Below are 20,412 nucleotides of genomic sequence, written 5' to 3'. Positions count from 1 at the left end.
GCGCGGGGGGGTGGGGGGGGGGTCCCCTTCTCGGTCTGGGCCCGGGGGGGTTTTCCTCGCGGGGGGGGCGGCCCCCCCCCCCCCCCCGCGGGGGGGTGGGGGGGCCCCCCCGCCCCGCGCCCCCACGGGTGAGGGGTCTCTGTCCTCACGTCAGCGTTTCAATTCGTAGAGACAACCCCTCATCCGGCGCTTCGCGCCACCTTCTCCCACAAGGGGAGAAGGGGAGAAGGATCAGCTCGCCGCTTCCAGGCGCACTTCCGTGAGCAGGCGCATCGCGGCGTCGGCGTCCATGGGTTCGCCGAAGGCAAATCCTTGCGCGTATTCGCAGCCCATCTGGTAGAGCTCGACCGCGTCGGAATCGGTCTCGGCACCTTCGGCGACCACGTCCATGCCGAGGTCGTGCGCGAGCGCGATGATCGACTTCAGGATCACCGGGCGGGTGCCGCGGGTGGTGGTGCGCACGAAGGATTGGTCGATCTTGATGGTGTCGAACGGGAAGCGCTGCAGATAGGCCAGCGAGGAATGGCCCGTGCCGAAATCGTCGAGCGACAGCCCGGTGCCGAGCTCGCGGATCCGCGTCAGCATCTGCGCCGCGTGCTCCGGATTCTCCATCACCAGCGATTCCGTCAGTTCCAGCTTCAACGTGCCGCGCGCGACAGAGGAGCGCGAGAGCACGGTACGGATGTCGTGGATCAGATCGTGGCGCAGCAATTGCCGCGAGGAGACGTTGACCGATGCGAAGATCGGCTCGCGCGAGCGCATCGCGCGCTGCCAGATCGAGAGCTGCTTGGCGGTCTGGTCGAGCACGAACATGCCGAGGTCGATGATCAGGCCGGTCTCTTCCGCGATGGTGATGAATTCCGACGGCGCCATGCGTCCGAGCTTGGGATGATCCCAGCGCACCAGCGCCTCGAAGCCGGCGACGGAGCGGTCTTCGAGCCGTACGATCGGCTGGTACAGGATCGTGAGCTCCTGCCGCTCGATGGCGCGGCGCAGTTCGCTCTCCAGCGTCAGCCGGTCGGTTTTTCGCGCGCGCATCGCGGATTTGTAGACGTCGATGCGGTCGCCGCCGATGCGCTTGGAGTGATACATCGCGAGCTCGGCGTCCTTGATGATCTCGTCCGTGAGCTGAACTTGCGGATCGGACAAGGCGAGGCCGATCGATGCCGTGAGAAAGATCTCGCGTTCGTTGAAGGCGATCGGCGCGCGGATGGTCTTGCGGATGGTCTCGGCGAAGGCGGTGATGCGGGCGGGGTCCTGCTCCGAGAGCAGGATCAGGCCGAACTGGTCGCCGGCGAGCCGCGCCAGCGTATCCTGCGGCTTCAGGATGCGGGTGAGGCGGCGGGCCAGCGTCAGCAGGATGGAATCGCCGACCGCGATGCCGACGGAATCGTTGACCTGCTTGAAGCGGTCGAGGTCGATCACCATCAGCGTCGGCCGCAGCGTCGGCATGGTCTTGGCGAAATGCGCGACGGCGCCGAGCCGGTCCATGAACAGCTTGCGGTTGGGCAGGCCGGTGAGATTGTCATGCACGGAATCGTGCAGCAGGCGCTCCTCGGCGTTGCGCAGCTCGGTGACGTCGGTGAGGGTGCCGACCACGCGCGAGACCTCGCCGTCGGAGCCGACCACCGGGCGCGCCTTCAGCGCGAACCACATGAAGTGACCGTCCGGCGTGCGCAGGCGGAAATCCTGCACCAGGCGGCCGCGGCGCTGGTCGAGCACGCTGTCGAGCGCGGCGCGGAAACGGTCCTGGTCGAGCGGGTGCAGCACTTCCAGCCAGGACGCGGCCGGGCCTTCCAGTGTGCCGCGCTTGAGGCCGAGCAGGGCCTCAGTCTCGGGGCTGGTGAAGACCTTGTCGGCGGAAACGTCCCAGTCCCAGATCAAATCGCCGGATCCGGCCAGCGCCAGCGCGCGGCGCTCGATGTCGGAGACGACGCCGGTGGTGGCGCCGCCGCCGGCGAACGCATGCTGCATCACCGTGAAGCCGATCAGCATCACGATCAGCACGAGGCCGCCGAGCAGCGCAGGGCCGACGATGTCGTTGGTGACGGAGCCCGCGACCGTCATGCCGGCCGCAACCACCCAGACCACCAGCAGGAACCAGGTCGGGATCAGCAGCACCGCGCGGTCGAAGCCATGGGTGGAGAGATAGACGATCAGCGCGAAGCCGGCGAAGGCAATCAGCACCAGCGAGATGCGCGCGATGCCGGAGGCCACCGCAGGGTCGAACAGGGCCAGCGCAACGAGAGAGCCCAGGAACGCGAGCCAGCCCACCGTGATATGGGAATAGCGCACGTGCCATCGACTGAGATTGAGATAGGCGAACAGGAACACCAGCAGCGTCGCCGCCAGGATCGCCTCACCCGCCGCGCGCCAGATGCGCTCGGCGTTGTTCGACATGTCGAGCACCTTGCCCCAGAAGCCGAAATCGACCCCGATATAGACCAGCACCGCCCAGGCCAGCGCCGCGGCGGCCGGGAACATGATGCTGCCCTTGACCACGAACAGGATGGTCAGCACCAGCGCCAGCAAGCCGGAGATGCCGATCACGATGCCCTGGTACAGCGTGAACGAATTGACCTTGTCCTTGTAGGATTCCGGCTCCCACAGATAGAGCTGCGGCAGCTTGTCGGTGCGCAGCTCCGCGACGAAGGTGACGACGGCGCCGGGATCGAGGGTGATGCGGAAGACGTCGGCGGTCGGGCTCTCCTGCCGCTCCGGCCGGTCGCCGATCGAGGGCGTGATGGTCGCGATGCGCGACAGCCCGAGGTCGGGCCAGAGCAGCCCCGAGGAGACGATGCGATAATGCGGGGCGACGATCAGGCGGTCGAGCTGGTCGTCGGTGTTGTTGGCGAGCGCGAACACCACCCAGTTCTGGCCGCCTTCGCGGGCGCGCACCTCGATGCGGCGGACGATGCCGTCGGTGCCGGGCGCGGTGGAGACCTGGATGCGGTCGGCGTCGCTGCGCTGATGCTCGAGCACGCCGGTGAGGTCGATCGCGGGCGCGTCACCGCGGACGCTGACAGCGTCGAGCGCGCGCGCCGGGAACGCGCAGACGAGAATCATGAGGCCCAGCGCTATGGGCGCGAGGCACCTGATCAGACGCAAGGTCAGTTCTCCGCGTTCGACGCAAACTCTTCGGTGCAGGCTCTTCGGTGCACGGCGTTTTCCGAACGGAACAAGGGGGTTCGGTGCGTCGCGATAGATGCCACGAAAGCAAGGAAAATCAAAGGGTTTCCGGCTTGGCCTGTGGGCCGTTGGCCTAGACCTCCAACACAATTTTGCCAATATGTGCCGAGGTCTCCATCCGCCGGTGCGCGTCGGATGCCTTTTCCAGCGGGAAAGTGCTGTCCATCAGCGGCTTGACCCGGCCTTCGCGCAAAAGCGGCATCACTTTCGCCTCGATCGCGGCCACCATCGCCGCCTTGTCCGCATTACTACGGGGGCGCAGCGTCGAGCCGGTATGGGTCAGGCGCTTCACCATCACCTTGGCGATGTTGACGGTGACCTTGGGCCCGTTGAGGGTCGCGATCTGCACGATGCGGCCGTCGAGCGCGGCGGCGTCATAGTTGCGATCGACATAGTCGCCGGCGACCATATCGAGGATCAGATTGGCGCCGGCATTGTTGGTCTCCGCCTTGACCACGGCGACGAAGTCTTCCGTCTTGTAGTTGATGGCACGATCGGCGCCGAGCTTGAGGCAGGCATCGATCTTGTCCTGCGACCCGACGGTGACGATCACCTTGGCGCCGAACGCTTTTGCGAGCTGGATCGCCATGGTGCCGATACCGGAGGAGCCGCCATGGATCAGCAGCGTCTCGCCGGCCTTCAGGCCGCCGCGCTCGAACACATTGTGCCAGACCGTCATCAGCGTTTCCGGCAGCGCACCGGCTTCCTTGATCGAGAGCGACGGCGGCACGCTCATCGCCTGACCGTCCTGGGCGATGCAGTACTGCGCATAGCCGCCGCCGGCGACCAGCGACATCACCTTGTCGCCGATCTTGTGCCGCTTGGCGTTGCTGCCGACAGCCACCACTTCGCCGGCGATCTCGAGGCCGGGCAGGTCGCTGGCGCCGGGCGGCGGCGGATAGGCGCCGGAGCGCTGCGCGACGTCGGGACGGTTGACGCCGGCGGCCTGCACCTTGACCAGGATCTCGTCGGGACCGGGCTGCGGCAGCGCCCGCTGTTCCGGCACCAGCACTTCCGGTCCGCCGGGTTTCGAGATGGCGACCACGGTCATTTGCGCGGGCAGCTTGTCCATGATGTGTCCTTGAGCAAAGGTGCGGGATGGAACGAGGCCATTGCTTAGCCAGCGCGGTGCAGGCTTGCAACCGCCTCAGCCGCTTGTGATGCGAACGCAGGAGGAACAAGGATGGCGATGGAAGACGACGACCGTCCGCGCAAGAAGATCAGCCATGACATCGGACAGGATCTCTCACTCTTGTCAGTGGAGGAACTGACCGAGCGCATCGCGCTGCTCAAGGGCGAGATCGCAAGATTGGAAGAAGCCGCAACAAAGAAGCGCGCCTCGCGCGATGCGGCCAACAGCGTTTTCAAGAAGTAGGCATCGACGCTCCACTCTCGTGTCCCGGACGCGGTGCGTCACGCAGTGACGCTCCGCAGAGCCGGGACCCATGCGTCTCCAAACACGTCAGCTAAAGGCCCTGGGCCCCGGCTCAGCAGTGCAGCACCATAGCGTGTCGAAGACGCGCGTGAACGCGCTTCTGGTGCCGCACTGCGTCCGGGGCACGAGAACCCCCACTCGGCCACTGACCGACATGGCTAACGAACCCTCAAGATAATCGCTCGTTTACTCCACATTAAGCTTTCGAGTTTATGACTTGGAACTGTCCTTGTTTGGACACCGAGTGGCTCCTGTCCACTCTGTTTGACGCCTCCCTGTTATCAACTTTCAAAGCCGCCGGTTTTCCGGCGGCTCTTTTTTTGTTTTGCGCCCAGCTCCCGCCTTTTTGCGTCTCGCCCCGGTTGAATTCCGGGCAAAGACCCGCGGAAACCATATCCGCGCTTGTCACTGGACTCGGCGTCTCGCCCGCGCAATGATTTGTTCATCATAAGCCGGCGCCAAGCCGGGCAGTCAGACAGTTGCGTAAGGGGCGTTAACCATGGAACGTTTGCAAGCCGAAGGCGCTCTCGTTCAACTCAGTGAGCGGTTCACCAATTCTGCGGCGTTCGGCGTCCTGTTCCGTGAGGGCATGGACCTGGTCGAGGAGACCGCGGCCTATCTCGATGGCGCCGGCCGTACCGAGGCCAAGGCGCTCGATCGCGCCGTCAGCCTCACTTATGCGACCGAGAGCATGCGCCTGACCACCCGCCTGATGCAGCTGGCCTCGTGGCTGCTGCTGCACCGCGCCGTGAAGGAAGGCGAGATGACGCTGGGCCAGGCCAACCGCGAAAAAACCAAGGTCAAGCTTTCCGCCGCCGATCCCGGCTCAACCGACACCATCGAGAAGCTGCCGTCGCAGCTCCAGGATCTGATCCATCGCTCGATGAGCCTCCAGACCCGCGTGCGCCGCCTGGACACCACCATCCACACCCCGCCCGTCGATCATTCCTCGATCGGCAACCCCCTGGTGCCGCATCTCAACGCGCTGAAGGCGGCGTTCGAGCGGTAGGGCCTCCGTCATTCCGGGGCGCGCGAAGCGCGAACCCGGAATCTCGAGATTCCGGGTTCGGCTCTGCGAGCCGCCCCGGAATGACAGCGATAGAAAACAAAAAACGCCCCCGGCTCTCCGGGGGCGTTTTCGTCTCCAGCCGCGAGGGCCGGATCAATCCTTTTTGAGAAAGCCCGAAAACTTCTTCTGGAAGCGCGAGACGCGGCCGCCGCGATCCATCAGCTGGGCGTTGCCGCCGGTCCAGGCCGGGTGCGACTTGGGGTCGATGTCGAGATTCAGCGTGTCGCCTTCCTTGCCCCAGGTGGAGCGGGTCAGGTACTCGGTTCCGTCGGTCATCACGACCTTAATCGTATGATAGTTCGGGTGAATTTCGGCTTTCATGGCAATTCCTCGGCGCCCCGGCGCCTCACTTGAGTGGCTATCGAATGACGGATTTGGCGCGGTCTATACCTCACGGGCCCCTGTAAAACAAGCTGTTGCAAGGTCTTGGCAAGGCCTTTTGAGGCCTTGGGGGACCGGGCGGCCCCCTAAGGGACATCCCGGATTTGCCACTCCCGCTCGCTCGGCCTATCTGGAGCGGACTACCTCTCTTTGTCTTTTGGTCGGATCTCATGAGCGCAGTTGAACGGCTTGAAACCGGGCCCGCGGAAGCCCCGTCGATCGAGGCCGACCTGATCGAGGCGCCGGCGAAAAGCCGCGCGAAGCTGCGGCCGCTGCTGGCGCTCGCGCCCTATGTCGCCCGCTATCGCGGCCGGGCGGCGCTGGCCTTCGTCGCGCTGACGATCGCGGCGCTGACCACCCTGCTGGTGCCGGTCGCGGTGCGCAGGATGATCGATTTCGGCTTGACGCCCGAGGGCATCGAGCTGATCAACAGCTACTTCTCGGTGATGATCGCCGTCGTCGCCGTGCTCGCTCTGGCGAGTGCTGCGCGCTACTACCTCGTGATGACGATCGGCGAGCGCATCGTCGCCGATCTCAGGCGCGACGTCTTTGCCCATCTGCTCTCGCTGTCGCCGGCCTTCTTTGATTCCGCGCGCAGCGGCGAGCTGGTGTCGCGCCTGACCGCCGACACCACCCAGATCAAATCCTCCGTCGGCGCCTCGGTCTCGATCGCGCTGCGCAACCTGATGATGTTCTTCGGTGCCGCCGCGATGATGGTGATCACCAGTCCGCGGCTATCCGGCTTCGTGCTGCTGGCCATTCCCCTGATCGTGCTGCCGCTGGTCGCGTTCGGGCGCTGGGTGCGGCGGCTGTCGCGCAATGCGCAGGACACGCTGGCCGAGGCCTCCGCCTATGCGAGCGAGCTGGTCGGCGCGATCCGCACCGTGCAGGCCTATACCAGCGAGAGCCTCGCCGAGAGGCGCTTCGGCGGCGAGGTCGAGCAGGCCTATGAAGCCGCGCGCACGTCCACGCAGGCGCGTGCCGTGCTCACCGCCATCATCATCTTCATCGTGTTCGCAAGCGTGGTCGCGATTCTCTGGATCGGCTCGCACGACGTGCTGACCGGCACCATCACGCCGGGCCGACTCGGCCAGTTCGTGCTCTATGCGGCCTTTGCCGCGGCCGGCCTCGGCCAGCTCAGCGAGGTCTGGGGCGAGATCTCGGCGGCATCCGGCGCTGCCGAGCGCCTGTTCGAGATCCTGCATGTGCAGCCCGACATCACCGCGCCCGCGTCGCCGCGCGCGCTGCCGGTGCCGGCGCGCGGCGAAGTCGGCTTCGACCACGTCAGCTTCGCCTATCCGGCGCGGCGCGACGTCAATGTGCTCGATGCCGTCTCGTTCACCGTGCGCCCCGGCGAGAAGGTCGCGATCGTCGGTCCGTCCGGCGCCGGCAAGAGCACGATCTTTCATCTGCTGTTGCGCTTCTACGATCCGCGCAGCGGCGCGATATCGCTCGACGGCGTGCCGGTCAAATCCGCCGATCCCCGCGATTTCCGCTCGCGCATCGCGCTGGTGCCGCAGGAATCGAATGTGTTCGCCGCAAGCGCCCGCGACAACATCCGCTTCGGCCGGCCCGATGCCACCGACGCCGAGGTCGAGCGCGCCGCCGAGCTCGCGCATGCCGCCGAGTTCATCCGCCGCCTGCCGGAAGGTTTCGATACCCCGCTCGGCGAGCGCGGCGTGACGCTATCAGGCGGCCAGCGCCAGCGCATCGCGATTGCGCGTGCGATCCTGCGCGATGCGCCGCTGCTGCTGCTCGACGAAGCCACCTCCGCGCTCGATGCCGAAAGCGAGACGCTGGTGCAGACCGCGCTGGAAGAGCTGATGCGCCACCGCACCACGCTCGTCATCGCGCACCGCCTCGCCACCGTCCTGTCGTGCGACCGCATCCTGGTGATGGACCAGGGCCGGATCGTCGAGCAGGGCACGCATGCCGAGCTCGTGGCCGCGAACGGCCTTTATGCAAGGCTTGCGAGGTTGCAGTTCGAGGGGGCGTGAGGCGGAGGTAGTCCGGACTGCCGCCCCATCACAGTGTCATCGCCCGCGAAGGCGGGCGCTGACAGCGAGATTGTTGCGAACACGTCCCTCAATCTCGTCATTGCGAGCGCAGCGAAGCAATCCAGACTGCCTCTCCGGAAAGATTTTGGATTGCTTCGTCGCAAGAGCTCCTCGCAATGACGTGTGGCGAGACCGTCGCGCTACATCGTCTTCGTTCGTAGCCGGTCGATAGCGGACATTTGTCGATCTGATCGAGCGCCACGATCCGGATTGCCGCATCGCAAGGTCGGTCGGGCTGTTTCCTTCCCGGCTTTCGGTTCGGCCGGTCAGCGCCGCGACCCCCAACCACTTCAGCCAGCGCGACTTTTCCATCATGAGACCGCACCGTGCCACTCTCGACCTGGCGGCTCAGCGTCGACTTGTTCACCCCGATCTTGCTGGCCGTCTCGCTGATCCAAATCAGCTCCAAAGGTGTTGCATCAGGGGGGCGTTGCATCAGATCTGCCCCCCCGCAGCTAGCGACTTTTCGGCGCCGGGCCACCGATTTCGGTTAGTAACTGGGGAGGACCCGCGGCCGCGCTTGAGACCGCCAAGCTGTTTCTACTACAGATAGAGGGTGACCCCTCGCCGGAAGCTGTTCGATGAACAAGATGTATCAGGTCTTCATCAGCTCTACCTACTCGGATCTGAAGGAGGAGCGCCAACTGATTAGCGAATACCTCGCAAAGGCAAATCATATACCGGCAGGTATGGAATTTTTCCCTGCGACTGATCAGCAGCAATTGGAGTTCATCAAAACGGTTATCGATCGATGTGATTATTACGTTGTTGTCGTGGGCGGGAGGTATGGATCTCTCGCCGACGACAACCTGAGCTACACCGAGAAAGAGTTCGAGTATGCCTTAGAGAAGGGCATCCCGGTGTTGGCATTTTTGCACAAATATCCAGACAATATTCAACTCGGGAAAACAGATCGGGACGCTGCAAAGGCCGTTCTGCTTCAACAGTTCTGCACGCGCCTCTCCACCGGGAGGGTCGTGTATTATTGGCAAGATGCCCACGAGCTCGCAGGAAATATAGTGATCGCGCTGGGCCAGCAAATGACTTTGAAGCCAGGATTGGGCTGGATACGCGGCGATCAAGCGATCGATCCGCGGCTACTGCAAGAACTCGCATTGCTTCGAGCAGAGAATTCCAAGCTCAAAGAACGACTAGCGGATATGGAAGGTGCCGAGCTCACGTACGATCCACGGTACGCAGGTCCTGAATTCAAATTAGGATATGAAATCAACCTGCGGAACGAAGCCATACGATCCAGCCTAAGTCTAGGCGAGCTATTCGTCGGCCTGTACGATGATTTAATGTACGGTCCCAATGAGCATCGCATGCGCTATCTCGTCGCAATGAACACGGCAAAATTGATGGGGAGGTCATCTCCAAATGATGGCTGCTCGGCAAGTCAGTTGACTGTTTCCATGATACGCAATCACTTCGAAGCGCTAGGATTGATTGAAACCAAACCGGCGGATACTGGCGATACGGCGCGCTGGACTCTTACACCGAAAGGAAAGAAGTTCGCAGCGCTTCAGAAAGTTATGCCAAAGCTGAGTTGACCTTCCATCGCGGCCTTATTCTCTGGAGTACGATGAGAGCCGATAGCTGAGTCCAGCCATTTTGAAGCCCATCGGGATTGCATGAAGACAGCCAGACTAACCATCAAGAACTATCGTGGCTTCTCAGATCAGTCGCCTGCTGTGATCGATATTGGACACGGGCTCACTGCCCTTGTAGGACCAAACAACGCCGGTAAGTCAGCCTTGAAATTGCTGATCTACGAGCTACGGGAACTGTTCGAGGTCCTTTTGAGGCCGCCCACCAGTCCGGGCTTAGCAACCGCGATGAACGGGCATGCCGTAGAGGTCAATATCTATCCTGGCACGTCGGATCCAGCAGAGATTTTCAATAATTCCAACGATCGCGACCTCAGCATCGATATCGAAGTCGTCAATCCCAGCAGTGTTTCAGACAGCTTCGATGTTCCGCCGGGAGCGTTCGTACACCACATGCATCGTCTCCGGCTGTTTGCCAAAAGGTCGGCCTTGACCACTTGGCATCTGCAAGCCTTCTCCCTTGAAGCCGCAAATACACCAGTGGACTCTCCTAGTGGCTTCAAAGACGGTCCAACGCCCGATGTATTTCGCATCGGCGGCGAAGCTGAAATGTATTTCGACTTCACGGATCTGCGCGAAATCATTGATGCATTCCGGCAGGCCAAATACTACGGCGCTTTTCGTAACGCGCTCAATCAAGGATCCGGCAATCACTACGACTTTCAGATTGGCACTGCCTTTATCGACCTCTGGAACAGTTGGAAAACGGGCGGCTCCAAAGCAAACGCTCGTGGGATTATCAAAATAACGGAGGAAATTCGGCGGTTGTTCGAATTCGAGCAGTTGGAAATCAATGCTTCAGTTCCGCTAAAAACGTTGCTGGCAACAATCAATGGCAATCAGTATCGGCTTGCCGAACTCGGGTCCGGCATCAGTCAGTTTGTCATGGCGCTCGGTAACGCAGCGACGTCGAAACCGTCCATTATCCTGATCGATGAACCGGAGACTAATCTACATCCAGCATTGCAAATCGATTTTCTGCTTACGCTGGCACAGTACGCCACTGTCGGCTGTTTGTTTTCGACCCATTCCGTTGGCTTAGCCCGCTCCGTAGCAAATCGCATCTATTCGATTCGAAAAGGAGAAAAAGGCCCGGTTATCCGTCCTTTTGAAGCCACCTCGAATTACTCGGAATTTCTCGGCGAACTGAGTTTCTCTGCTTTCAAGGACATGGGTTGCGACCGCATCCTTCTGGTGGAGGGAGTAAACGACGTCAAGGCGGTGCAGCAATTGCTCCGCCTTTTCCATAAGGAGCACACAACGGTGATCTTACCGCTAGGTGGAGATCAGTTGGTTGCAGGCGGACGAGAACAAGAGCTTCAAGAATTGAGAAGACTTTCGAACAACATTTTTGTATTGGTAGACAGCGAAAGACCGAGCGAAACTGCCCCACCGGCACAACGCCGCATAGCGTTTCAACAGATCTGCCAGCGCGTCGGATTGGACGTGTGCGTCACTGAGAAGCGCGCTTTGGAAAACTATTTCACTGATACTGCTGTCAAGTCGGCGCTAGGCGACAGCTTCGAGGCCCTTCAGCCATTCGAGCGCTTAGCTGACCACCGCAACGGATGGAGCAAAGCGGACAATTGGAAGATCGCTCACTACGTCACCAAGGGCGATATTGCCAACCTAGACCTCGGGATGTTCCTCGAACGAATATAGGGGTTGTTTTCCCGATTCTGGTTTTGGAACGTTGGTCGCGCTTGTATCGGCACGTCTGCGAGTGGATGAACCTTGCAGTTCCCCCGGATGTGGCGCCTAATGAGCCATCGCCGGCCAAAGGCTCGTCCGTAGGCGTCGGTGACTGAGAGATGATTTGTGCTCCCGCCTCAACGGGAGTGCGCCTCATGGCCCAGCGATTCAGCAAGGAAACCAACGAACTTTTGGAGCGGGCGCAGCGAGCGATCGATGAGTCGATCCGGCTTCGCGAAGACAGCCACCGCGCGATCCGCCAAGCCGAAGGCTGGCAGCTCGATCTTGAACTCCGCTTGAGCCGAGACTGCCTCGAGGCGAGTTACGCGACAGCGCCGCTCATCGACACTTCGGCGACAGCGCCGGCACGTTCGGCCACGGCCAGTTCTTCCAGCTCCCGTCCTCTTCGACGCAGGCCGATGGACCAAGGCCATTCGTCGGAGCGCTCGACGTCTTGACCGGCGTGGCGAGGCGCTGGTCGACATAGCTCGTGGAGATATAGCCGGCGACGATGACGCCGAGCAGGACCGAAGACCCCTTGGCCAGATCGCTCAGTTTCATCGGTCCTCTCCATCCGCTTGCCGGCGCAACTCCCGGGCACAACGACTAGCTGACCTCCCGGGATCCCGACGTGACGGGCGTCACGCCCGCCAGAATAAGATCGCCAGAATCTAAGGTTGCCACATCATCTTCAGCACCGGCCGGCCCGAGGTCGGGTTCACCTCGTCGCCGGCATGGGCAAAGCCGTTGCGCTCGTAGAAGCGGATGGCGCGGCTGTTGTCCTTGTTGACGAGCAGCGTCACCGCTGTCGGTGACAGGCGCTTGGCCTCATCCACCAGCAGCCGTGCCGCGTCCGAGCCCCAATGCGCGGGATCGACCACGAGCTGGTCGAGATAGCCGTCGCCGTCGATGGTGACGAAGCCGGTCAGCGCGCCGTCCTGCTCCGCGACCACGATGGAAGCCTTCGGCACCAGATCCTTGCGCCAGCGCTCGCGCCACCAGTCCAGGCGGGCCGCGAAGTCGATCTGCGGATAGGCCTGCTGCCAGGTGCGATGCCACAGCTCGATGGAGGCGGCCTCGTCCTCGGGACGGTAAGGGCGGAGGTGGAGGGCGCTCACTACCGCTCCGTCAGCTTCAGCTCGATACGGCGGTTGCGCTTGTAGGCTTCCTCGGTGTTGGCGGTGTCGAGCGGCTGGAATTCGCCGAAGCCGGCGGCGACCAGGCGCTGGGCGGGCACGCCGAGCGAGATCAGGTACTGCACCACCGAGATCGAGCGGGCGGCCGAGAGGTCCCAGTTCGACTTGAAGTTCGGCCCGTTGACCGGGCGCACGTCGGTGTGGCCGTCGACGCGCAGCACCCAGGGGATCTCGTTCGGGATCTTCTTGTCGAGGTCGATCAGCGCGGTCGCGAGCGTGTCGAGCTCGGCGCGGCCTTCGGGCAGCAGTACCGCCTGTCCGGTGTCGAAGAACACTTCGGACTGGAACACGAAGCGGTCGCCGACGATGCGGATGTCGGGGCGGTTGCCGAGGATGGCGCGCAGTCGGCCGAAGAATTCCGAGCGGTAGCGCGACAATTCCTGCACCCGCTGCGCCAGGGCGACATTCAGCCGAGAGCCCAGATCGGCAATTCGATTTTGCGATTCCTTGTCGCGCTTCTCGGAGACGTCGAGCGCTTCCTCCAGCGCCGCCAATTGCCGCCGCAGCGCGCTGATCTGCTGGTTCAGCACCTCGATCTGCGCCAGCGCGCGGGCCGAAACCGCCTTTTCGGAGTCCAACGCCTTGCCGAGTTCGGAGGTCTTGCCTTGCGCGTCGTTGCCAGCGGCGGCGAGCCCCTCATAGAGCCCCTTGATGCGGTCGCGCTCGCTCTCGGCCGAAGCGAGACCGGCTTTCAGCGACGAGACCTGGTCGTCGAGCGTGAGCTTGCCGAGCTTCTCCAGCGACAGCAGCTCGTTGAGCTGCGCGATCTTGGCGTTGAGCAGCTCCAGGGCCTTGTCCTTGCCGGTGACCTCCTGTGACAGGAAGAACTGCACGACCAGGAACACCGACAGCAGGAACACGATCGACAGCACCAGCGTCGACAGCGCGTCGACGAAGCCGGGCCAGTAGTTGAAGGAGGTATCGCCGCGGCGGCCGCGCGCCAGTGCCATGTCGCTAACCCTTCTCGGGCTGACGCGCGATGCGCTCCAGCAGGCGCCGGATCTCGCGGTTCTGCTCGCCCTGGCCGTCGGCCCATTCGCGGATCATCTGCTGCTCGGTCCGCATGTGCGAGACCAGCGCCTGGATGGCTTCGGCCAGGCTCGCCATCGCCGCGGTGGTGCCGCGGCTGCCGCTGCCTTCCTCGAGCACCGAGCGCAAGCGCTCGACGACGGCCTGAAGCTCGCCGCTGGCAATGCCACCGCCACCGCCGGCGGCGACAGCCACCTCGCCGTTGCCATATTCGCGCACGGTGGTGGCAAGCCAGTCTTCGAGATCGGTGTAGAAACGGTTCTGCGCCTGGCTCGATTGCAGGTCGAGAAAGCCCAGGATCAACGAGCCGGCGAGGCCGAACAGCGAGCTCGAGAACGAAATGCCCATGCCGCCGAGCGGGGCGGCCAGCCCCTCCTTCAGCGTGTCGAACAGGGCGCCGGAATCGCCTCCGACCTTGAGCCCGTCGATCACCTTGCCGACCGAGCCGACCGTCTCGATCAGGCCCCAGAAGGTGCCGAGCAGGCCGAGAAACACCAGAAGCCCGGTCATGTAGCGGGAGATGTCGCGGGCCTCGTCGAGGCGGGTCGCGATCGAATCGAGCAGGTGCCGCATGGTGGTCTGGGTGATCGACATCCGCCCGGTGCGCTCGCCGCCGAGGATCATCGCCATCGGCGCCAGCAGCTTGGGGTGGCGGGCCGGCGCAAGGCCCGGATCGGCAATGCGGAAATTGTTGACCCAGGAGACCTCGGGGTAGAGCCGGATCACCTGGCGGATGGCCAGGATGATGCCGATGAACAGCACGCCGCCGATCAGGGCATTGAGCCCGGGATTGGCGAAGAAGGCCTGGATGATCTGCTTGTAGAGCACCACCCCCACCAGGGCGCAGAGCACCAGAAAGACCAGCATCCGCACCAGAAAGACGCTGGGCGAGGATAGCTTGGTGTATTCGATGTCGAGGGAAGAGCGGGGCGAGGCGCCTGGCGGCATGGCCGGTATCATCCGTTAACTTGCTTGCGGGGCGCACTATGGCACAGCGCCAGCCCAAAAAAAGCGCCGGATGCGCCGATTTCGGGGAGAGCTGGGGAACCCAGAGTTGAAACGGGGCTTTGGTACGGACGTACTTTCCAAATAGTCGGCATTCCACAGCTTTTCCCCCTGCCGCCCAAAGACGGAGTCGTCGCATGAGCGTCGTGTCCGCGATCATCGGGACTGCCGAACGGGTGCCGCTGCCTGATATCGTGATCCGCGCGGCGATCCAGCGCCTGTGCTCGCGCACGGTGACCCGGCTGTCCGCGCTGGGCGCGGCGGACGATGCCGCCTTCGCCGGGCGGATGATGCTGCGGCCGATCGCCGAGGATCCGGATGTCGGCCATGACGAGGTGCCCGCTTCGTTCTTTGCGAAGGTGCTCGGCCCCAACCGCAAATACTCGTCCTGCTTCTACAAGACCGACGCCACCACCTTGCGAGAGGCCGAGGAGGAGGCGCTGCGCCAGAGCGCCGAGCATGCCGCTCTTGCCGACGGCCAGACCATCCTCGAGCTCGGTTGCGGCTGGGGCTCGCTGTCGCTGTGGATGGCGCGGCAGTTTCCGCACGCCAAGGTGACGGCGGTGTCGAGCTCGCAGGCGCAGCGCGCCCATATCGAGGAAGAGGCGCGGCTGCGCGGTCTCCTCAACCTGCGCGTGGTCTGCGCGGACATCAACGTGTTCGCGCCCGACGGCCAATTCGACCGCATCGTCTCGGTCGAGATGTTCGAGCACGTGATGAACTGGCGCAAGCTGATGACGCGCCTGCGATCATGGCTCGCGCCGGAGGGGCGGTTCTTCATGCACATCGTCGCCCATCGCTCCGGCTCTCACCTGTTCAACGGGGTCGATCGCGACGACTGGATCGCACAGCACGTCTTCGCCGGCGGGCTGATGCCGAGCCATCATCTCATCAGGCAGTTCGACGATCTCTTCGCGGTCGAGAAGGAATGGTGCTGGAGTGGCACCCACTATCAGCGCACCGCCAACGACTGGCTCGCGAATTTCGACACGCATCGCTGTTTCATTGAAGCGGCCTTGCGCAACATCCATGGCGAGGAGACCGGCCTGCGGATGCGACGCTGGCGCTGGTTCTTGCTCGCGACGGCAGGCCTGTTCGGCTACGCCGATGGAACCGAGTGGGGCGTTAGCCACTATCGGATGAAGGCGGCGGGGTAATTGCGCTGTTCCGTCGCAGCACGCCGCGAGGGAACTCGATTCACGATCCGGTGACTTTCCGAAACACTCGTTTTTTGAACGGGATAGCTCGTGTGACAATGAGCCGCCCAAGCTCTCATTGCGTCGCAGCAAACACCGATTATTTTCTTTTTCAAATCAGACTGTCCGGAACTTCTTCGGAAGACCAGCGATAGAACGGGGCAACTACCCTTATGTCAGCACTTCACGCGCGATCCGCCTGCATGGTCATAATGCTCGCGGTCGCGGCACCGCTTCTTGCGGGCTGCGATGAATCAAACTCTGCGATCGTCCAGGCGCAACCGACCGAACCCGACGTGAGCATCGTGACCGTAAGGCCGCAGCCCCGCGCGGTCGTGCGGGAACTCCCTGGCCGAATCGCGCCGACACGAGTCTCCGATGTTCGGCCCCGGGTTTCGGGCATCGTTGTTGAGCGCCTGTTCCACCAAGGCAGCGAAGTGAAAGCCGGCGATCCGCTCTACCGTATCGATCCGCGCCCGTTCGAGGTCGAGGTATCGGCCAACGAAGCCGCGCTCGCCAAAGCGGAGGCTGGGCTAATGCAGTCCCAGCAGCAGGCGCGCCGCATCGCCACGCTCACAGCCCAGCGCGCCGCGCCCGAAGCGGAGAACGAGAAGGCGATCGCGGCCGAGCGACAGGCTCACGCCGAAGTCGAGGGCCGCAAGGCCGACCTTGCGCGGGCAAAGCTCAATCTCGATTATGCCACGGTGCGTGCGCCGATCGACGGCGTCGTCGGCGCCGCGCTGGTCAGCGAGGGGGCGCTCGTGGTCCAGAACGAGACCAACCTGGCCACCATTCAGCAGCTCGATCTGATCTACGCCGACTTCACCCAGTCGGTGAACGAGCTCCATCAGCTCCGCCGCGCCTTCGAGAGCGGCGATCTCGAACGTATTGCGCCCGGTGCGGTCAAGGTGCGTCTCGTGCTCGACGACAACACGATCTATCCGCTGAACGGCACGCTCCTGTTCTCCGATGCCAAGGTCGACGCCAACACCGGTCAGGTGACCTTGCGCGGTGAATTTCCCAATTCGAAGCGTGAATTGCTGCCCGGCATGTACGTTCGCGTACGAATCGAGCAGGGCATCGACAGCGACGCGATCGCGGTGCCGCAGCAGGCGATCCAGCGCAACGGCGGCGGCGGCAGCGAAGTCTTCGTCGTCAAGGACGATCACCGCGTCGCGGTGCAACCGGTGCGCATCGGTTCGGCGCAAGACGGCTTCTGGTTCGTCACCGAGGGCCTGAAGGCCGGTGACAGGGTCGTGGTGGAAGGCTTCCAGAAGTTCGCAGCTGGCGACAAGGTCAAGCCGCAATCCTGGGCCGAGGCCGAAGCCATCGTGGAAAGTCAACGCGCACAGATGATGCAGTAAAGCATCATGGCCAGTTTCTTCATCGACAGGCCGATCTTCGCCTGGGTCGTCGCGCTGTTCATCTGTCTGGTCGGCGCAATTTCGATTCCGCTGTTGCCGATCGCGCAATATCCGATCATCGCGCCGCCCTCGATCTCGATCTCGACCAGCTATCCCGGCGCCTCGCCCGAGAACCTCTACAACAGCGTCACGCGGCTGATCGAGGAGGAGCTCAACGGCGCCTCCGGCATCCTCAATTTCGAATCGACCAGCGACTCGCTCGGCCAAGTCGAGATCATCGCCAATTTCCAGCCGGGCACAAACACCAACGACGCCTCGGTGGAGGTGCAGAATCGCATCAAGCGGGTCGAGGCGCGCCTGCCGCGCGCGGTGATGCAACAGGGCATCCTGGTCGAGGAAGCCTCCAGTGCGGTGCTCCAGATCATCACGCTGAGCTCGACCGACGGCAGCCTCGACGAGGTTGGCCTCGGCGACTTCATGATCCGCAACGTGCTCGGCGAGATCCGCCGCATCCCCGGCGTCGGCCGCGCCACGCTCTATTCGACCGAACGCAGCTTGCGCGTCTGGGTCGATCCGGCCAAGCTGGTCGGTTATGGGCTGACCGCCGACGACGTCAACAAGGCCATCGCCGCGCAGAACGCGCAGGTCGCTTCGGGCAGCATCGGCGCCGAGCCGTCGACCTCGACCCAGCGCACCTCCGCGCTGGTGCTGGTCAAGGGTCAGCTCTCGTCCCCGGATGAATTCGGCACCATCATCCTGCGCGCCAATGCCGACGGCTCGACCGTGCGCCTGCGCGACGTCGCGCGCATCGAGGTCGGCGGCCTCAGCTACCAGTTCAACACCCGTCTCGACGGCAAGCCGACCGCCGGTCTGTCCGTGCTGATGTCGCCGACCGGCAACGCGCTGGCGACCGCGAGCGCCGTCGAAGAAAAGATGAAGGAGCTGTCGCGCTTCTTCCCGGCCAACATCTCCTACGAGATTCCCTACAACATCACGCCCGTGGTCGAGGCCTCGATCAAGAAGGTGCTGTCGACGCTGGTCGAAGCCGTGGTGCTGGTGTTCGTGGTGATGTTCCTGTTCCTCCAGAACATTCGCTACACCATCATCCCGACCATCGTGGTGCCGGTGGCGCTGCTGGGCGCCTGTACCATTCTGCTGCTCGCCGGCTACTCCATCAACATGCTTTCGATGTTCGGCATGGTGCTCGCCGTCGGCATCCTCGTCGACGATGCCATCGTCGTGGTCGAGAACGTCGAGCGCATCATGAGCGAGGAGGGGCTGCCGCCGAAGGAGGCGACGCGCAAGGCGATGTCGCAGATATCGGGCGCCATCATTGGCATCACGCTGGTTCTGATGGCGGTGTTCGTGCCGATGGCGTTCTTCCCGGGCTCGGTCGGCATCATCTATCGCCAGTTCTCCGTGACCATGGTCGCCGCGATCGGCTTCTCCGCCTTCCTCGCACTGTCGCTGACGCCGGCGCTGTGTGCGACGCTGCTCAAGCCCGTCGCTGCCGGCCACGGGCATGCCAAGAGGGGCGTGTTCGGCTGGTTCAACCGCATGCTCGACCGCAGCAAGGAGGGCTATTCCAGCACCGTCGGCTTCTCGCTGAAGCGCACGGGACGCTTGATGCTGGTCTATGTCGCGCTGCTCGCCGGCCTGTCATGGGCTTTCGTCAACCTGCCCGGCGGCTTCCTGCCCGTCGACGACCAGGGCTTCGTCACCACCGACGTGCAGACGCCGTCGGATTCGTCCTATGGCCGGACCGAGGCGGTGATCGAGAAAGTAGAAAAATACCTGGCGCAGCGGCCCGGCGTCGACAACGTCACCTTTCTCACCGGCTTCAGCTTCTCCGGCCAGGGCATGAACACCGCGCAGGCCTTCATCACCCTGAAGGACTGGTCGGAGCGCGGGCCGAAGGACTCGGCTGCGGCGATCGTCAATGACATCAACCGCGATTTGTCGTCGTCGATCCGCGACGCAAAAATCTCCGCGCTGCAGCCGCCGCCGATCGACAATCTCGGCAACTCCTCGGGCTTCTCGTTCCGCCTCCAGGACCGCGGCCAGAAGGGCTACACGGCGTTGATGCGCGCCGCCGACCAGCTGATCGCGGAGGCCAATGCCAGCGCCGTGCTGCAGAAGGTCTATGTCGAAGGCCTGCCCGAGGCCGGCGTGGTCAATCTCGTGATCGACCGCGAGAAGGCCGGCGCCTTTGGCGTCACTTTCGAGGACATCAACAACACGATCTCGACCAATCTCGGCTCGAACTACATCAACGACTTCCCGAATCGCGGCCGCATGCAGCGCGTCGTGGTGCAGGCCGATGCCCGCGACCGCATGCGGACCGAGGACATCCTCAACTACAACGTCAAGAACAGCCGCGGCCAGCTGGTGCCGTTCTCGTCCTTTGCCACCGTGGAATGGGCGCGCGGACCGACGCAGATCGCCGGCTTCAACTATTATCCGGCGGTGCGCATCTCGGGCGAGGCGAAACCCGGCTTCACCTCGGGCGATGCCATCGCCGAGATGGAACGGCTCGCCGGCAAGCTGCCGCGCGGCTTCGGCTATGAATGGACCGGGCAGTCGCTGCAGGAAAAGCTGTCGGGCTCGCAGGCGCCGTTCCTGCTCGGGCTTTCGGTATTCGTGGTGTTCCTGTGTCTCGCGGCGCTGTACGAGAGCTGGACCATCCCGCTCGCGGTGCTGCTCACCGTGCCGCTCGGCATCGTCGGCGCGGTGGTTGCGGCGATGCTGCGCGGCCTGCCCAACGACGTCTATTTCACCGTCGGCCTGATCACCATCATCGGGTTGGCGGCCAAGGACGCGATCCTCATCATCGAGTTCGCCAAGGATCTGCGGAAAGAAGGCAAGCCGCTGGTGGACGCCACCATCGAGGCCTGCCGCCTGCGCTTCCGCCCGATCCTGATGACCGGCCTCGCCTTCATCTGCGGCGTGCTGCCGATGGCCATCGCCCATGGTGCCGGCGGCGCCAGCCAGCAGGCGCTCGGCAGCATCGTGATGGGCGGCATGATCGCGGTCGTGATCCTGGCGCTGCTGATGGTGCCGGTGTTCTTCGTCTCGGTGCAGCGCGTGCTGGGCGGCGATCGGGAGAAGGTGGCGGAGGGGACCGAGACGTACGGGCCGCCGGCGCCGGCAAGGGCCGGTCACTGAACCTATGGTTTGCAGATGGGGCAG

Annotated in this window: 16 protein-coding genes; 8 read left to right on the top strand and 8 right to left on the bottom strand. The window is 63.5% G+C overall.

Features of this window, described 5'->3' with window-relative positions; genetic code table 11:
* Nucleotides 1-231: 231 nt before the first annotated feature.
* Nucleotides 232-3,108 (bottom strand): EAL domain-containing protein, encoded by a 2,877-nt coding sequence (locus AC0L2J_RS13680; RefSeq protein ID WP_007605498.1) that lies wholly within the window; start codon nucleotides 3,106-3,108, stop codon nucleotides 232-234.
* Between the two features lie 154 nt (nucleotides 3,109-3,262).
* Nucleotides 3,263-4,261, bottom strand: coding sequence for an NAD(P)H-quinone oxidoreductase (locus tag AC0L2J_RS13675; RefSeq protein WP_007605500.1), 999 nt, complete (start codon nucleotides 4,259-4,261; stop codon nucleotides 3,263-3,265).
* A gap of 111 nt (nucleotides 4,262-4,372) precedes the next feature.
* On the opposite strand from AC0L2J_RS13675, the gene AC0L2J_RS13670 reads away from it, so the two are divergent.
* Both AC0L2J_RS13670 and rcdA read left to right on the top strand, forming a co-directional pair.
* Nucleotides 4,373-4,564, top strand: a complete 192-nt coding sequence (locus tag AC0L2J_RS13670) for a DUF1192 domain-containing protein (RefSeq protein WP_007605502.1) — start codon at nucleotides 4,373-4,375, stop codon at nucleotides 4,562-4,564.
* A gap of 559 nt (nucleotides 4,565-5,123) precedes the next feature.
* A complete protein-coding gene (gene rcdA / locus AC0L2J_RS13665; protein WP_007605503.1) occupies nucleotides 5,124-5,633 on the top strand; it encodes a protease adaptor protein RcdA in 510 nt (169 codons plus the stop codon).
* Nucleotides 5,634-5,786: 153 nt separating this feature from the next.
* On the opposite strand, the gene rpmE is transcribed toward rcdA, so the two are convergent.
* A complete protein-coding gene (gene rpmE / locus AC0L2J_RS13660) occupies nucleotides 5,787-6,014 on the bottom strand; it encodes a 50S ribosomal protein L31 (protein ID WP_007599895.1) in 228 nt (75 codons plus the stop codon).
* 230 nt (nucleotides 6,015-6,244) lie between these two features.
* Between rpmE and AC0L2J_RS13655 the strand changes: the two genes are divergently transcribed.
* Entirely contained in the window at nucleotides 6,245-8,071 is a 1,827-nt protein-coding gene (locus tag AC0L2J_RS13655) for an ABC transporter ATP-binding protein/permease (protein ID WP_473390582.1), read from the top strand.
* Between the two features lie 97 nt (nucleotides 8,072-8,168).
* On the opposite strand, the gene AC0L2J_RS13650 is transcribed toward AC0L2J_RS13655, so the two are convergent.
* A complete protein-coding gene (locus tag AC0L2J_RS13650) occupies nucleotides 8,169-8,567 on the bottom strand; it encodes a hypothetical protein (RefSeq protein ID WP_473390578.1) in 399 nt (132 codons plus the stop codon).
* A 145-nt stretch (nucleotides 8,568-8,712) separates the two neighbouring features.
* Between AC0L2J_RS13650 and AC0L2J_RS13645 the strand changes: the two genes are divergently transcribed.
* Together AC0L2J_RS13645 and AC0L2J_RS13640 are read left to right on the top strand one after the other, a co-directional pair.
* Nucleotides 8,713-9,684 carry a DUF4062 domain-containing protein gene (locus AC0L2J_RS13645; protein ID WP_473390574.1) on the top strand — a complete coding sequence of 324 codons (972 nt, stop codon included), beginning with the start codon at nucleotides 8,713-8,715 and terminating at the stop codon, nucleotides 9,682-9,684.
* An 81-nt stretch (nucleotides 9,685-9,765) separates the two neighbouring features.
* Complete coding sequence (locus AC0L2J_RS13640) at nucleotides 9,766-11,403, top strand: ATP-dependent nuclease (RefSeq protein WP_473390570.1); 1,638 nt, start codon at nucleotides 9,766-9,768, stop codon at nucleotides 11,401-11,403.
* A gap of 369 nt (nucleotides 11,404-11,772) precedes the next feature.
* Here AC0L2J_RS13640 and AC0L2J_RS13635 read toward each other — a convergent pair whose 3' ends face one another.
* From AC0L2J_RS13635 to AC0L2J_RS13620, 4 genes are all read right to left on the bottom strand, one after another.
* Nucleotides 11,773-11,994: a hypothetical protein gene (locus tag AC0L2J_RS13635; RefSeq protein WP_063994711.1), complete on the bottom strand. Its 222-nt coding sequence runs from the start codon at nucleotides 11,992-11,994 to the stop codon at nucleotides 11,773-11,775.
* A 110-nt stretch (nucleotides 11,995-12,104) separates the two neighbouring features.
* Nucleotides 12,105-12,551, bottom strand: a complete 447-nt coding sequence (locus AC0L2J_RS13630; RefSeq protein ID WP_473390563.1) for a GNAT family N-acetyltransferase — start codon at nucleotides 12,549-12,551, stop codon at nucleotides 12,105-12,107.
* Complete coding sequence (locus AC0L2J_RS13625) at nucleotides 12,551-13,579, bottom strand: peptidoglycan -binding protein (protein WP_007605518.1); 1,029 nt, start codon at nucleotides 13,577-13,579, stop codon at nucleotides 12,551-12,553. The genes AC0L2J_RS13630 and AC0L2J_RS13625 overlap by 1 nt, the downstream gene beginning before the upstream one ends.
* A 4-nt stretch (nucleotides 13,580-13,583) precedes the next feature.
* Entirely contained in the window at nucleotides 13,584-14,606 is a 1,023-nt protein-coding gene (locus AC0L2J_RS13620; RefSeq protein WP_473390557.1) for a flagellar motor protein MotA, read from the bottom strand.
* A gap of 194 nt (nucleotides 14,607-14,800) precedes the next feature.
* Between AC0L2J_RS13620 and AC0L2J_RS13615 the strand changes: the two genes are divergently transcribed.
* From AC0L2J_RS13615 to AC0L2J_RS13605, 3 genes are all read left to right on the top strand, one after another.
* Nucleotides 14,801-15,820, top strand: a complete 1,020-nt coding sequence (locus AC0L2J_RS13615) for an SAM-dependent methyltransferase (RefSeq protein WP_473390554.1) — start codon at nucleotides 14,801-14,803, stop codon at nucleotides 15,818-15,820.
* A 212-nt stretch (nucleotides 15,821-16,032) separates the two neighbouring features.
* Complete coding sequence (locus tag AC0L2J_RS13610) at nucleotides 16,033-17,223, top strand: efflux RND transporter periplasmic adaptor subunit (protein WP_473390550.1); 1,191 nt, start codon at nucleotides 16,033-16,035, stop codon at nucleotides 17,221-17,223.
* Between the two features lie 6 nt (nucleotides 17,224-17,229).
* Nucleotides 17,230-20,388: a multidrug efflux RND transporter permease subunit gene (locus AC0L2J_RS13605; protein WP_473390546.1), complete on the top strand. Its 3,159-nt coding sequence runs from the start codon at nucleotides 17,230-17,232 to the stop codon at nucleotides 20,386-20,388.
* The last annotated feature ends 24 nt before the right edge of the window (nucleotides 20,389-20,412 follow it).

This window comes from Bradyrhizobium sp. MV1.5, assembly GCF_055807615.1.
Note: the sequence above shows the minus strand (reverse complement) of the source record. Positions and strands in the feature narration are given on the sequence as shown.

Excerpts from the sequence above, each read along its gene's own strand:
- AC0L2J_RS13640 (WP_473390570.1), top strand. The coding sequence starts at position 9,766 with ATGAAGACAGCCAGACTAACCATCAAGAACTATCGTGGCTTCTCAGAT.
- AC0L2J_RS13675 (WP_007605500.1), bottom strand. The coding sequence starts at position 4,261 with ATGGACAAGCTGCCCGCGCAAATGACCGTGGTCGCCATCTCGAAACCC.
- AC0L2J_RS13670 (WP_007605502.1), top strand. The coding sequence starts at position 4,373 with ATGGCGATGGAAGACGACGACCGTCCGCGCAAGAAGATCAGCCATGAC.
- AC0L2J_RS13605 (WP_473390546.1), top strand. The coding sequence starts at position 17,230 with ATGGCCAGTTTCTTCATCGACAGGCCGATCTTCGCCTGGGTCGTCGCG.
- AC0L2J_RS13615 (WP_473390554.1), top strand. The coding sequence starts at position 14,801 with ATGAGCGTCGTGTCCGCGATCATCGGGACTGCCGAACGGGTGCCGCTG.
- rpmE (WP_007599895.1), bottom strand. The coding sequence starts at position 6,014 with ATGAAAGCCGAAATTCACCCGAACTATCATACGATTAAGGTCGTGATG.
- AC0L2J_RS13625 (WP_007605518.1), bottom strand. The coding sequence starts at position 13,579 with ATGGCACTGGCGCGCGGCCGCCGCGGCGATACCTCCTTCAACTACTGG.
- AC0L2J_RS13620 (WP_473390557.1), bottom strand. The coding sequence starts at position 14,606 with ATGCCGCCAGGCGCCTCGCCCCGCTCTTCCCTCGACATCGAATACACC.
- AC0L2J_RS13655 (WP_473390582.1), top strand. The coding sequence starts at position 6,245 with ATGAGCGCAGTTGAACGGCTTGAAACCGGGCCCGCGGAAGCCCCGTCG.
- AC0L2J_RS13650 (WP_473390578.1), bottom strand. The coding sequence starts at position 8,567 with ATGCAACGCCCCCCTGATGCAACACCTTTGGAGCTGATTTGGATCAGC.
- rcdA (WP_007605503.1), top strand. The coding sequence starts at position 5,124 with ATGGAACGTTTGCAAGCCGAAGGCGCTCTCGTTCAACTCAGTGAGCGG.
- AC0L2J_RS13635 (WP_063994711.1), bottom strand. The coding sequence starts at position 11,994 with ATGAAACTGAGCGATCTGGCCAAGGGGTCTTCGGTCCTGCTCGGCGTC.
- AC0L2J_RS13610 (WP_473390550.1), top strand. The coding sequence starts at position 16,033 with ATGTCAGCACTTCACGCGCGATCCGCCTGCATGGTCATAATGCTCGCG.
- AC0L2J_RS13645 (WP_473390574.1), top strand. The coding sequence starts at position 8,713 with ATGAACAAGATGTATCAGGTCTTCATCAGCTCTACCTACTCGGATCTG.